Consider the following 12592-nt stretch of genomic DNA (forward strand, 5'->3'; position numbering starts at 1 on the left):
GGTCCCCCTGTCACGTCAGGTACGCGTCACTGCGCGCATACCTGCTTGTCCGCCTCTACCTTCTCCACGTCCGGCACCGTCGTCGGAGCGGCGATGGGCACCCCTGCGCCCTTGAAGTCGCCGCCGAGCGTCAGCACCATCGCCTGGAGCCCCTGCGCGTCCTGCGTCCCCTGCTTCAGCGCCGAGGCGGGCAGACCCATCAAGTCCGCGAGCTTACGGGCCTGATCGGCCTGGTTCGGCGCGAACTCCAGTGTCGTCTTGGCGATCTTCTCAGGAGCGTTGCTCTTGTTCGTCGACTTGAGCACGCCCTGGTCGTTCTGCAGCCAGAGCAGCGTCGACTGCGCGGCACCGACGGTCTCGCTGCCGTTGTAGACGTCGACGCGTACGTCGGCGGCCTCGGCCCGGGGGCCCTTGAGCAGCGCGGCCTGCTTGCTCTTGGCCTCCGCCGCCTTCTCCTTCTCCTTCTTCTTCACCTCGGTGAAGGAGACGTCGTTCTGCAGCATGCGGAAGACCTCGGGCGCCTTGGTCTCGTCGAGGACCACGGTCGCCTTCACCGTCTCCCTCGGGTTGTCCTTCACCGGGACCGTCATGAACGAGATGTTCTTGAGGTTGATCCCGCCGAGCTCCTTGGCGAGGGTGGTCAGCTTCGGGATGTCGCCGATGCCGCTGTCCACCGTGAGCGCCTTGGTCGCCGCGTCCGCGAGGTCCAGCATCTTCTTCGGGCTGCCGAGCGTGTCCTCCTTCATCTTCCGGATCATCGACGCGACGAACTGCTGCTGCATCTTGATCCGGTCGAGGTCGCTCTCGTTGCCGAGCCCGTGCCGGTTGCGGAGGAACGCGAGGGCCTGCTCGCCCTGGAGGGAGTGCTTCCCGGCCGGCAGGTCCAGCTGGGAGTAGTCCTTGTCCTTGATGGGCTTCGTCAGACAGACGTCCACGCCGCCGATCGCGGTGGTGAGCGTCTTGACCGCGTTGAAGTCGGCCATCATGAAGTGGTCGATCGGCACCCCGGTGATCTGCTTCACCGTACGCATCGTGCAGCCCGGGTCCCGGCCGTTCACGCCGTAACTCTCGTTGAACTTCGTGTCCGGCGACCCCGGGATCACCTTGGTCGAGCCGTCCGTCTGCTTCGTCGGGCAGTCCGGGATGTCGATCTTCAGGTCGCGCGGGATGCTTATCGCGGTCGCGTTGGTGCGGTCCTCGGAGACGTGGAAGAGGAACGTCGTGTCGGCGTGACCGGTGGTGTTCTCCCGGTTGCCGTAGCTCTCGTTGCCCTCGCCGGTGCGTACGTCGGACCCGATGAGCAGGATGTTGATCGGCCCGTCCTTCAGGGAGCCGCCGCTGGCCGCGTCCCCGACGTCCACCGTGTTGAGGTTGCCGTTGAGGCGGTCGTAGATGAGGTACGCGCCGACCGACGCTCCGACGACCACGACCCCCATGACGCCCGCCGTCCACAGCAGCGCCTTCTTCTTGCCGGACTGCTTCTGCTTGCGCTTGCGGCGGCCGCTGCCACCGCCGCCGTCCGCGGCGTTGGCGCTGCGCCGGCCGCGCTGGCCCGGAACCGAGCGGCCGGGGGCGGTTGTCGTGGCCGAAGCCGGGGAAGTGGAAGAGGAGCCACCACGGGAGCCACGGGTGTCACGAGCGCCACGGGTGCTGCCGGAGCCACGCGAAACACGCGAGCCACGGGGCTGCGCCACCTTGGCTTGCTCTGTGGATTCGCCCAGTCGCAGTTCGTAGTTGCCGGTGTCGGGGTTGAGTACCCACTGGTCTGCGGGGTCGATGTCGTCCACCCGCCCACGGCTCTGCGCATCCACGGTTGCTTGAGTCCTCCGTCGGTGCCACTCGAGACGCCCCTCCCCCGGAAAGGAGACGCTCGGCTCGAAAAACCGGTTGTGCGCGACCTCGCGGTCTGTCTCACCAACCGGATCGCGTCACACTATCCGCTCAGTTCAGCGCCGGGCGACGCCCGTGACAAATTCCACGGCCCTTACAACCGGGCATTCCGCCCAATCGTCATAGACCGCCGCCCCCGTTGCCCCCACTTTTGCCCACTCCCTTGCCTGTTCTTTGCCCACAGGCCCCGGTGGCCGCGTTCGTCCCCGTGAAGGTCGGCGTCGCGGACGCGCTCGACGACTCGTCCTCGTTCCCGTCGGACTGCCCGCGGCTCGGCCGCCGGTCGGCGGGGACCACCGTCACCGGCGCGTCGTCCCGCAGCCGCTTGAAGAGGGTGTCGGCCTTCGGCTGGACGAGCATGTCCCGGTTCGGGTCGCCGCTGTACGGCTGCCGCGGCACGGTCAGGAACTGCACCCTCTCGGTCGGTACGCTCCGCAGGGCGCGCGCCAGGTCGTACAGGTCCTTCAGGGAGTCCAGCCCCGGGTCGGTCGTGACCGACTTGGTGGCGGCGTCCAGCACCGGGTAGAGCCGCGCCGGATTGAGCAGGACACCGTTGCTCTGCACCTTGTTGACCAGCGCTCCCAGGAACTGCTGCTGACGGTCCATGCGTTCGGTGTCGCTGCCGTTGCCGAGCGATTTGCGGGCCCGTACGTAGCCGAGGGCCTGCTCGCCGTGGAGCGTCCGGGCGCCGGGCTTCAGCGTGATGCGGGCGTCCGGGTCGTCGATCGGCTCCGTGACGCAGACGCGTACGCCGCCGACGGCGTCCACCATGTCCTTGAACCCCCGGAAGTCGATCACCATGTGGTGGTCGATGCGGATGCCGGTCATCTTCTCGACGGTGCGGATCGTGCACGCCGTACCGCCGAGCTGGTACGCCCAGTTGAACTGCGCGAACTGCGGCCGCGTGCGCGTACCGTTCCGCTTGCCGCAGGCGGGGATGTCCACCATGAGGTCGCGCGGGAGCGAAACGGCGGTCACCCCCCGCCCGTTGGCCGCCAGGTGCAGCAGGATCGTGGTGTCGGAGCGCTGGCCGTCCTTGTCGTTGCCGTACTCGTCGTTGCCGTCGCCGACGCGGGTGTCGGAGCCGATGAGCAGGATGTTGCGCGCCCCGCGCACGAGGGAGGAGGGCCGCTCCCGCTCGTACCGCTCCAGCTCGGCGGCGGCGGAGGTGTCGGTGGTGATGTTGCCGTCCAGCTTCTGGTACAGCCACCAGCCGCCCCCGGCCGCCCCCAGCACCAGGAGCGCGGCCCCGAAGGCGCCGCAGCGCAACCAGCGGCGGGCCGGGCCCCCGGCGGGGGGCGGCGGCGCGGCGGGTGGGGTGGACCCGGCGGATGCGGATGCGGATGCGGCGGATGTGACCGGTGAGGCAGCCGAGCGCGGGCGCTTCTTCCTGCGCTTCTTCGACGGGGCACTGGCACGCGGCGGCTCGGATCCGCCCCGGCGGGGCGGTTCGGCGGGCGTGCCAGTGCTGTCCGTCACGTCGGGTCCGTCCTTCGTGCCGTCGGGCCGCGGTCTCTGTGACGATCATCCATCGGAGTCGGCCCCGGGACCCGGGGGAGCGGGCGCACCGTGCGCCGGACGGGTGCACTTACGACGGATTCGACGGATACGGAGACTCGGACGACTTCGGTCGGCAGGCCCGTCAGAGGGCGCGGTGCGTGATGCGCTCGCTCTCGACGCGCTTCTCCAGCGCGTCCGCCGCCAACCGGTCGAGGTTCCGGCACAGCACGACCGACGCGCCCGCCGCCAGCGGCGCGTACAGCCCCGCCGACACGCCCTCCCAGGTGTCGTACCCGAGTCCGGACAGCAGCCGGGACCCCGCCCGCAGCCCGAGCTGCCGCGCGTCGGCGAGCGCCCGCTCCACGATGTCGCTGCCCGTCAGCTCCGCGCCGGCGACGGTCAGCGCGGGCGCGTCCGCGTCGACGGGCGCGTACGGACGGAAGACGTCGCCCTGCGTCGGGACCTCGACGGCGTAGTCGTCGTACCCCTCCGGCGCCGTCGGGAAGCGGCGGCCGAGCGGGGCCAGGGACAGCGCGAGCCGCTCGCCGCGGCAGGCGCGCCCGTCGTCGAGCCGGTCGGGCCCGGCGACCACGTGGTCGGCGGCGGCGGGGTCGCCGTCCAGATCGGCGACGACGCCGACCGACGCGCAGGCGAGCAGCCACACCGCGGTCTGCCAGTGCGCGGGCAGCAGCAGCGCGACGCGCTCACCGGGCTCGGCGGAGAGGCCGTCCTGGAGGAGGTTGGCTGTCTTGGCCACCCAATTGGCGAAGGTGGCGACGGACAATTCGACGCGCTCACCGGTGGCGTCGTCGTAGTACGTGACCAAGGGGCGTGCCGGGTCCGCGGCGAGCGCGGAACGCAGCAGGTCGGCGGGGGTACGGTCGCTTGCGTTCACCCGCGTTAGCGTACGCGCGCGGCGCCCGGGTGTGCGGCCGTCCCGGTGACACCGTCCACCGTCCGGACCGACGGCCCGTCACTTTTCAGGGCGTTTCCCCGAGAAGCGCATCACGCCGGGAATGTCCACGATCGGCTCATGCGTGCCTTCCTTGCATCCTCGATCGGCGTCGCGTGCGCCGCCGCCGCCCTCGTACTGCCCCCGCTGTCGGGCGACGCCCGCGCCGACGACGCGTCCCTGCCCGGCTCCACCCAGTCCCTCCCCCTGGCGCCCCTCACCGCCGAACGGGCCCCGGGCGTGCCCCAGCAAGGGTTGCTGAAACGGGCCGTCAAGCCGTTCTCGCTGGTCGGCGTGGTCTGGGACGACCCCGACGACGAACTGCACGGCACCGTCCAGGTCCGCACCCGGGCCACCGCCACCGGGCAGTGGTCCGGCTGGCAGGCGGTGGAGACGCACAACCACGCCCACGCCGCCGACCTCGGCACACCCGAGCGCGAGGCGGCCTCGGTGCGCGGTTCCACCGCGCCGCTGTGGGTGGGCGACTCGGACGGCGTGGAGGTCCGCGTACGGTCCGAGGCGCCCCGCGCCGGCGGTTCGGCGGCGCCGCTGCCGAGGGGCCTGCGCATCGAGCTCGTCGACCCGGGCGACGACCCGCCGCCCGCCCCGGCCACCCCGGCCCCGGGCCCGGAGAACCCCGGCACCAGTACGGGCACGGGTACGGGCACGGGCACAGACGCCGGCACCACCCCGAACCCCGGCACCGGCACAGACACCGGCACCGGCACCGGCACGGGCACAGACACCGGAACGCCCACCACCGACACCGGCACGGGCGCCGGCACAGCCAACGGCGCCGACCCCAACCAGGACCAGACCTCCGGCTCCGCCCTCACCCCCGAAGAGGCCGCCAGCTCCGCCGTCAACGCCGACCTCGCCGCCATCGGCGCCCTCGAAATCCCCGAGCTCACCAAGGAGGAGACCGAGGCGAGCCTCGACACCGGAACCGACGCCGACGTCGTGGCGAAGCCGTTCATCGGCCCGCGCCCCCGCATCATCACCCGCAAGGGCTGGGGCGCCGACGAGAAGCTGCGCGAACGCGACTTCGTCTACACCAAGTCCGTCCAGGCGGCGTTCCTGCACCACAGCGCCACCGGCAACAACTACACCTGCAAGGAGGCGCCCTCCGTCCTCCGCAGTATCTACCGCTACCACGTCGTGAGCAGCGGATGGCGTGACATTGGCTACAACTTCGCCGTCGACAAGTGCGGAAACATCTACGAAGGCCGGGCAGGAGGCGTGGCCAAGCCGGTGATGGGCGCGCACACCCTGGGCTTCAACAGCAACAGCATGGGCATCGCCGTGATCGGCACGTACAGTTCCAGCACACCGCCCGCCGCCTCGGTGACGGCCGTCGCCCGGCTCACGGCGTGGAAGCTCGGCCTGCACGGCAAGGACCCACGGGCCAAGACGACACTGACGTCCGGCGGCGGAAACCTCTATCCGAAGGGAACCAAAGTCAAGCTGAACGTCATCTCCGGGCACAGAGACGGGTTCTCGACCGACTGCCCGGGTGACCGCCTCTACGGCAAGCTCGGCACGGCCCGGGCCTCGTCGGCCAAGTACCAGGGCCGCTGACGAACCGGGGACGGCTGTACCGAACGGTCTGCATACACTGTCCGGTCGTATCGGTCATATGACCGGTGTTCCCTCCATCGACCGGCCCCAGCAGGAAGCAGAGACGACTGGTGACAGAAGCGATCCTCCTGGTCGGTGGCAAAGGAACCCGGCTGCGGCCGATGACCGTCCACACACCCAAGCCGATGGTCCCGGCGGCCGGCGTGCCGTTCCTCACGCACCAGCTGGCCCGCGCGCGGGCGGCCGGCGTCGAGCACATCGTGCTGGCGACCTCGTACCTCGCCGAGGTGTTCGAGCCGTACTTCGGCGACGGCTCGTCGCTCGGCCTGCACATCGAGTACGTCACCGAACGGGAGCCGCTCGGCACGGGCGGAGCCATCCGCAACGTCGCCTCGCGCCTCCACTCGGGGCCGGACGAGCCGGTCCTCATCTTCAACGGCGACATCCTGACGGGCCTGGACATCCGGGCGCTGGTGGACACCCACCGGTCGTCGGGCGCGGACATCTCGCTGCACCTCACCCGCGTCGAGGACCCGCGCGCCTTCGGGCTCGTACCGACCGACCCGACCGGGCGCGTCACGGCCTTCCTGGAGAAGCCGCAGACGCCCGAGGAAATCGTCACGGACCAGATCAACGCGGGCGCGTACGTCTTCCGGCGCTCCGTCATCGACACCATCCCGACCGGGCGTCCCGTCTCGGTCGAGCGCGAGACCTTCCCGGACCTGCTGGCGGAGGGCGCGCACCTCCAGGGCATGGTGGACAGCACGTACTGGCTGGACCTCGGCACCCCGCAGGCGTTCGTGCGCGGCTCCGCCGACCTGGTGCTGGGGCGCGCCCCGTCGCCGGCCGTGCCGGGCCGCTGCGGCGACCGGCTGGTGCTGCCGACGGCGACGGTCGCCACGGACGCCAAGCTGACCGGCGGCACCGTCATCGGCGCGGGCGCGACGGTCGGGGCGGGCGCCCGGATCGACGGCAGCGCCGTGCTGGACGGCGCGGTCGTGGAGGACGGTGCGGTCGTCACGGACTCGCTCATCGGCGAGGGCGCGCGCATCGGGGCCCGCACGGTGCTGCACGGCGCGGTCATCGGCGACGGCGCGCACGTGGGCGCGGACAACGAGCTGCGCGACGGCGTACGGGTGTGGTGCGCGGCACACATCCCGGACGGTTCGATCCGCTTCTCGTCGGACCAGTAGCGTCTCGTCCGACCAGTAGCGGCGGCCGGGGGCTAGTCTCAAAGGGCACCCAACCCCCGAAGGACTCTCCCCGTGGCCGGCCGATACGCCCCCCGCCCGCGCAGCCCGATCCCCGCCCAGGCGTCCGGCCCGCGCTCCGTCGCCCGGACGCGTGCCTGGACACCGCCGTGGCCGCTGGACGTGCCGCTGGTGCTGTCCCCGCTGCGGCGGGGCCCGGGCGACCCGACGTTCCGCACGTCACCGGACGGCGCGGTCTGGCGGGCCAGCCGCACCCCGGCGGGCCCCGGCACGCTGAGGGTCGCGGTACGGGGCGGCCGCGTGGAGGCGGAGGCGTGGGGCCCGGGCGCGGACTGGCTCCTCGACGGCCTCCCGTCGCTCCTCGGCGCCGACGACGACCCGTCGCTCTTCACCCCCAGGCACCGCCTCCTCGCCGCGACGCTCCGCCGCCGCCCGGGCCTGCGGCTGGGGCGCACCGGCCTGGTCCTGGAGTCGCTGATCCCGTCGATCCTGGAGCAGAAGGTCACCACGGACGAGGCGTACGGCTCCTGGCGCGTCCTGGTCCGCCGCTTCGGCGAACCGGCCCCGGGGCCGAACGACCGGCTGTACGTCATGCCGGAGCCCCGCACCTGGGCGCTGATCCCGTCGTGGGAGTGGCACCGCGCGAACGTCGACGCCAAGCGCTCCGCCACCATCCTGCGCGCGGTCCGCGTGGCCCGCCGCCTGGAGGAAGCGGCGACCATGCCCCCCGAGCAGGCCCAGCAGCGCCTCGAACTGATCCCGGGCATCGGCCCCTGGACCTCCGCCGAGGTCGTCCAACGCACCAACGGCGCCCCCGACGCGGTCACGGTGGGCGACTACCACCTCCCGAGCATCGTGGGCCACGCCCTGGCGGACAACCGCGCCGCCGACGACGCGGCCATGCTGGAACTCCTCACCCCCTACGCCGGCCAACGCCACCGCGCCACCCGCCTCATCCTCCTGAGCGGCCACACCCCACCACGCCGCGCCCCAAGGATGACGCCGAGGAACATCACGACCCTGTGAGCCGGGGCCTTTGGGGCCCTGGGCACCCTGTGCGGCCCCCGGGGCGAAGGGCCTGCGCCCTGACCGCGCCGCACCTGCGGCGCTGCGATGCCCGCTTCGCGGCGGGGCCGCGCCCGCTGCCGGACCTCCTCGCCGCTCTTGCGGCGCGAAGCCGCCGCAGCGCCGGGCCCTAGCCACCCCCGCGGCGCGAAGCCGCCGCGCACGGGGCCGTGGGGGCGTCAGCCCCCACATCCCTGAAATCCAGGGGCCCGGGGGCGAAGCCCCCGGTTACGGGAAGGGGCGGGGTGGGGGAAAAGCCCGCGCAGCGGAGCCCTCACCGCACCTCCACGAACGCCCCCACCTCCCGCTCCCCCCGCTCCCGCGGCACCCCCGCCGCCCGCCCGACAGCCACCGCCCCCATCGGATCCCACGCCCCCGGCAACCCCAGCACCTCCCGCACCACCTCACGGCAGAACATCGTCGACGACACCCACGCCGACCCCAGCCCCTCACCCGCCAACGCGACGAGGAAGTTCTGCACCCCCGCCCCGGCCGCGACCACGAACATCTCGCGCTCCGCCGCGTCCCGCCGCGCGTCGCCGTACGTATGGGCCCCGTCCGTCACGAGGCACGGCACCACCAGGTACGGCGCCCGGCGCAGCACGTCGCCGCGCCGCACCCGCCGGGCTATCGCCTCCTCGCCGAGCCCGTCCGCGCGCAGGTCCGCGACCCAGGCGTCCCGCATCGCGTCCAGCAGCCGCAGCCGCGACTCGGCCGACTCCAGAAGGACGAAGCGCCACGGCGTGGTGTGGTGCGGCGCGGGCGCCGTCAGGGCCGCGGCGACCGCGCGCCGCACGGCGCCCGGGTCCACGGGGGCGTCCGTGAACTCCCGCACCGTGCGCCGAAGCGTCACCGCCTCCCGTACCGCCTCGGACGTGCCGAGCCGGAACATGTCGCTCTCGGCGTCCCGCACCAGCGCCCGCGCACCGTCAGCCGCGTCGCCCACCAGGTGCGGCAGGCCGCGCACCACCGCGACCGGCAGCCCCGCCGCCTTGCCCTTCACCAGGTCGCCCGCCGCGGCGAGTTCGTCGGCGCTGGCGACGACCGTCGCCACCAGCGGGTTTCCGTACGCATCGGTGCCGCCGCGCAGGTCGTCCAGCACCCGCACCCCCGCCGCGCCGATCGCGACGTCGGTCAGCCCGCTGCGCCAGGGCCGGCCGAAGGTGTCGGTGACGACGACACCCACGTCGACGCCGAGTGCGTCCCGCAGCCCGTCCCGGATGGCCCGCGCCGACGCGTCCGGGTCCTCGGGCAGCAACAGCACCGTCCCGGCGGGCGTGTTGGACGCGTCGACACCCGCCGCGGCCATGACGAGCCCCTGCCGGTTCTGCACGATCCGCAGGGTGCCGCGCCGCGCCACCACCCGTACCGTCTCGGCGTCGATCGCGGCCTCACGGTCCTCGGCGGTGACGACCCGCCCCTCCGCCTTGGAGACGATCTTCGACGTGACGATCACCACGTCCCCGTCGGCCAGCCCCGGCTCCGCCGCCGCGATCAGCCCGGCCAGGTCGTCCCCCCGCCGGACCTCCGGCAGCCCCGGCACGGCCCACACCCGATACGACGGCGACGAGGGCGACGGCGACGGTGAGGGCGACGGCGAGGGCGACGGCGACGGCGGCGACGAGGGCCTCACGCTCACGCCCGCACCTCCTCTGCGAGGTCCAGCGCCTCACGCGCCATCCGCGCCGCCGCGTCCACGTCGGTCATCATCAGCGGCACCGCCCGGCAGCGGATCCCCGCCGCCTCGACCTCCGCGACCGCGCCCGCGTCCACGGTGTCGACGAGCCAGCCGTCGAGCAGCCCGGAGCCGTAGTGCTCGGCGACCGCCGCGGCCGTCGCCTCGACCCCCACCGCCGCCAGCACCTTGTCGGCCATGCCGCGCACGGGCGCGCCCCCGACGATGGGGGAGAGGCCCACGACGGGCACGCCCGCGTCGGCGATGGCCTCGCGGATGCCGGGCACGGCGAGGATGGTGCCGATGGAGACGACCGGGTTGGACGGCGGGAAGAGCACCACGTCGGCCTCCCCGATGGCGTCCAGCACCCCGGGCGCCGGCTTGGCCTGCTCGGCGCCGACGGGCACGATCGCCTGCGCGTCGACGGAGGCGCGCAGCTTCACCCAGTACTCCTGGAAGTGAACCGCCTTGCGCTGCCCGTCGACCTCGACGGCGACATGGGTCTCGACCCGGTCGTCGGACATCGGCAGCAGCCGCACGCCCGGCTGCCACCGCGCGCACAGCGCCTCGGTGACGGCGCTCAGCGGATAGCCGGCGCCCAGCATCTGCGTCCGCACGATGTGGGTCGCGAAGTCGCGGTCGCCGAGCCCGAACCACTCGGGCCCCACCCCGTACGCGGCGAGCTCGCCCTTGACCGTGAAGGTCTCGTCCGCCCGCCCCCAGCCCTGCTCTTCGTTGATGCCACCGCCCAGGGTGTACATCACCGTGTCGAGGTCGGGGCAGACCTTCAGCCCGAACAGATGGATGTCGTCACCGGTGTTGCCGACGACCGTGATGTCCGCGTCCGGCGCGGCCTGCTTGAGGCCGCGCAGGAAACGGGCACCGCCGATGCCACCGGCCAGAGCCACAATGCGCATGCACAGCAGTCTGTCAGGCGGGTACGACACCCCGTGTCGCCGGGGAGCACGACCGGCTCGCCTGCGGCGCATGCATCGGCATCTCGGTCAGGCCCGGGTAGTAGACGTGCAGGCTGACGGCCGGTTCGAGCGAGTCGTTGACGACCTCGTGCGCGTACCCGGGCGCGAAGATCCGCTGCGCGCCCTGCGACAGCTTCCGCGCGCCCCCCTCCGCAAGTCCCGCGCGCTCCGTACGCTCCGTCAGCTCGCCCGCCAGGACGGTCAGTACGCCGGAGGAGCCGCCGTGGTCGTGGAGCCCGGTGCCCTGCCCGGGCACCCAGGACAGGAGCCACACCTCGTACCCGGGCCCGGTGCGGAGCCGGTGGTACCAGCGGGTCGTGGCGTCGTACCGGACGAGCGGCTCCCACTGCGCGCGGTCGGCGGCGATGGAGCGGGCGAGCCCGGCGAACTCGGCCACGGTGGAGGGGTGGGCCTTGGCGGGCTGGAGCAGGTGCTGGACGGCGAGGATGTCGCCGGCGATCTGGAGGTCGCTGTCGCTGTTCATGGAGTGGGGTGGTCCCTCGGCATAAAGAAGCGGTACGCAAAGACGGCGGAGCACGCGCGAGAACGCGGGGGAAGACAGGGGGAAGGCAGTGGCTGGAGCGCTACGGCATCAACAGCAACAGGAACGGCGACAGCGACAGAGCGCGCTCGGGCGCGTCGGGGCAGCGCTGCGGAACCCACGGGCGTGGGTCGCGGAAGGCGCTGTGGTCGCTGGCATGCGTCAAAGGTGACCGGCCCGATATCCCGCTGTCAACCCAATGCCCGGTTTGGGTGCAATGTTTCACCTCATCCGGTTACTCCGTCCGGAGAAAGGTTTGTGCGCCCGCGAAGCAGGAGACATGGCGCAGCAACCGCCCGCGCAAACGTCGTCGCGGTCTCGTGACCTGACTGTGATCCGGGTCGCTTCATCGTCTCGATCGCAACAAGATCGAAGCCGTGGACGTCCTCCCTTGATGAGGGGCGCAGACGTGCCGAAAGACAAGGGTGCGGGCGCGGAGGCGGCATGTGTCTCATTTTTGCTGATTTGAACACTTTCCGCATAGCTTTGGTTCCGCCGAGTGAATACCGGGCTCAATAGCAGATCTCGGCTTGACTGGCCCGGAGCACCGCACTTGTAATTTCACCCGTGTCGTTCGCCCGAAAACGGGAAAGCGGGGCGACATACGCGGGGACGCAATGACAGACGAGGGGCGCACATGACCGAGTTGTTCCAGGAACTGCTGGTCGAGGACGCGGACGAGGAACTCGGCTGGCAGGAGCGCGCGTTGTGCGCCCAGACCGATCCGGAGTCCTTCTTCCCCGAGAAGGGCGGTTCCACGCGCGAGGCGAAGAAGGTGTGCCTCGCCTGCGAAGTCCGTTCGGAATGCCTTGAGTACGCGCTCGCCAATGACGAAAGATTCGGAATCTGGGGCGGGCTGTCCGAGCGCGAGCGCCGACGGCTGAAGAAAGCCGCTGTCTGAGCGCCGCTCGGCCTCTACCGACCGCATCACGACCATCACGACCAGAACGCGTCCAGAACGCGACAGGCGTCGACCGGATCTCACCGCATCCCGACCACGTCGCGACGACGCACGGGCCGTACCGAGCCGCGATCCGGCCGCGCGGCCGCGGGACCCGGCCACCCGAGTCGGCCGCGGGTCCCGGCCGCCGCAGGACCGGCCGCGAGGCCCGTCGTACGACCGCGCGGCGCACACGCGTACGCAAAGTCGCAAAGAGAGACGTCAAGCGAGACGCGAAGCGACATGCCGCGCGGCCGGGGAAA

General features: G+C 72.1%; 10 protein-coding genes. 4 read left to right on the forward strand and 6 right to left on the reverse strand.

Annotation, left to right across the window (positions count from 1 at the left end):
* Positions 1-26: 26 nt before the first annotated feature.
* The 3 genes from AC07FJ_RS18600 to AC07FJ_RS18610 all read right to left on the reverse strand — a co-directional run bounded on the left by AC07FJ_RS18600 (position 27) and on the right by AC07FJ_RS18610 (position 4285).
* Complete coding sequence (locus AC07FJ_RS18600; protein WP_479050155.1) at positions 27-1811, reverse strand: LCP family protein; 1785 nt, start codon at positions 1809-1811, stop codon at positions 27-29.
* A gap of 199 nt (positions 1812-2010) precedes the next feature.
* The gene (locus tag AC07FJ_RS18605) at positions 2011-3369 is read right to left on the reverse strand and encodes an LCP family protein (RefSeq protein ID WP_479050157.1); all 1359 of its coding nucleotides are present in this window, start codon (positions 3367-3369) and stop codon (positions 2011-2013) included.
* 163 nt (positions 3370-3532) lie between these two features.
* The gene (locus AC07FJ_RS18610; RefSeq protein WP_479050158.1) at positions 3533-4285 is read right to left on the reverse strand and encodes a TIGR03089 family protein; all 753 of its coding nucleotides are present in this window, start codon (positions 4283-4285) and stop codon (positions 3533-3535) included.
* Positions 4286-4423: 138 nt separating this feature from the next.
* On the opposite strand from AC07FJ_RS18610, the gene AC07FJ_RS18615 reads away from it, so the two are divergent.
* From AC07FJ_RS18615 to AC07FJ_RS18625, 3 genes are all read left to right on the forward strand, one after another.
* On the forward strand, positions 4424-5920 hold the full coding sequence (locus AC07FJ_RS18615) for a peptidoglycan recognition protein family protein (RefSeq protein WP_479050160.1): 1497 nt from the start codon (positions 4424-4426) through the stop codon (positions 5918-5920).
* Positions 5921-6030: 110 nt separating this feature from the next.
* Positions 6031-7113 (forward strand): mannose-1-phosphate guanylyltransferase, encoded by a 1083-nt coding sequence (gene manB, locus AC07FJ_RS18620; RefSeq protein ID WP_468288861.1) that lies wholly within the window; start codon positions 6031-6033, stop codon positions 7111-7113.
* 72 nt (positions 7114-7185) lie between these two features.
* Positions 7186-8157, forward strand: a complete 972-nt coding sequence (locus AC07FJ_RS18625; protein ID WP_479050161.1) for a DNA-3-methyladenine glycosylase family protein — start codon at positions 7186-7188, stop codon at positions 8155-8157.
* A gap of 313 nt (positions 8158-8470) precedes the next feature.
* Here AC07FJ_RS18625 and AC07FJ_RS18630 read toward each other — a convergent pair whose 3' ends face one another.
* The 3 genes from AC07FJ_RS18630 to AC07FJ_RS18640 are packed head-to-tail and all read right to left on the reverse strand — an operon-like array spanning position 8471 to position 11332.
* Positions 8471-9829, reverse strand: coding sequence for a coenzyme F420-0:L-glutamate ligase (locus tag AC07FJ_RS18630; RefSeq protein WP_479050214.1), 1359 nt, complete (start codon positions 9827-9829; stop codon positions 8471-8473).
* Positions 9830-9831: 2 nt separating this feature from the next.
* Positions 9832-10788 (reverse strand): 2-phospho-L-lactate transferase, encoded by a 957-nt coding sequence (gene cofD, locus AC07FJ_RS18635; protein WP_361428672.1) that lies wholly within the window; start codon positions 10786-10788, stop codon positions 9832-9834.
* A gap of 13 nt (positions 10789-10801) precedes the next feature.
* Entirely contained in the window at positions 10802-11332 is a 531-nt protein-coding gene (locus AC07FJ_RS18640; RefSeq protein ID WP_361428670.1) for a cysteine dioxygenase, read from the reverse strand.
* A 694-nt stretch (positions 11333-12026) separates the two neighbouring features.
* Here AC07FJ_RS18640 and AC07FJ_RS18645 point away from each other — a divergent pair.
* Complete coding sequence (locus AC07FJ_RS18645; RefSeq protein WP_023588371.1) at positions 12027-12290, forward strand: WhiB family transcriptional regulator; 264 nt, start codon at positions 12027-12029, stop codon at positions 12288-12290.
* Positions 12291-12592: the final 302 nt, after the last annotated feature.

It is taken from the genome of Streptomyces sp. NPDC045998 (assembly GCF_056430285.1).

What these genes read in the sequence shown, in the direction of transcription:
- AC07FJ_RS18615 (WP_479050160.1), top strand. Translation starts at nt 4,424, where the DNA reads ATGCGTGCCTTCCTTGCATCCTCGATCGGCGTCGCGTGCGCCGCCGCC.
- cofD (WP_361428672.1), bottom strand. Translation starts at nt 10,788, where the DNA reads ATGCGCATTGTGGCTCTGGCCGGTGGCATCGGCGGTGCCCGTTTCCTG.
- AC07FJ_RS18640 (WP_361428670.1), bottom strand. Translation starts at nt 11,332, where the DNA reads ATGAACAGCGACAGCGACCTCCAGATCGCCGGCGACATCCTCGCCGTC.
- AC07FJ_RS18645 (WP_023588371.1), top strand. Translation starts at nt 12,027, where the DNA reads ATGACCGAGTTGTTCCAGGAACTGCTGGTCGAGGACGCGGACGAGGAA.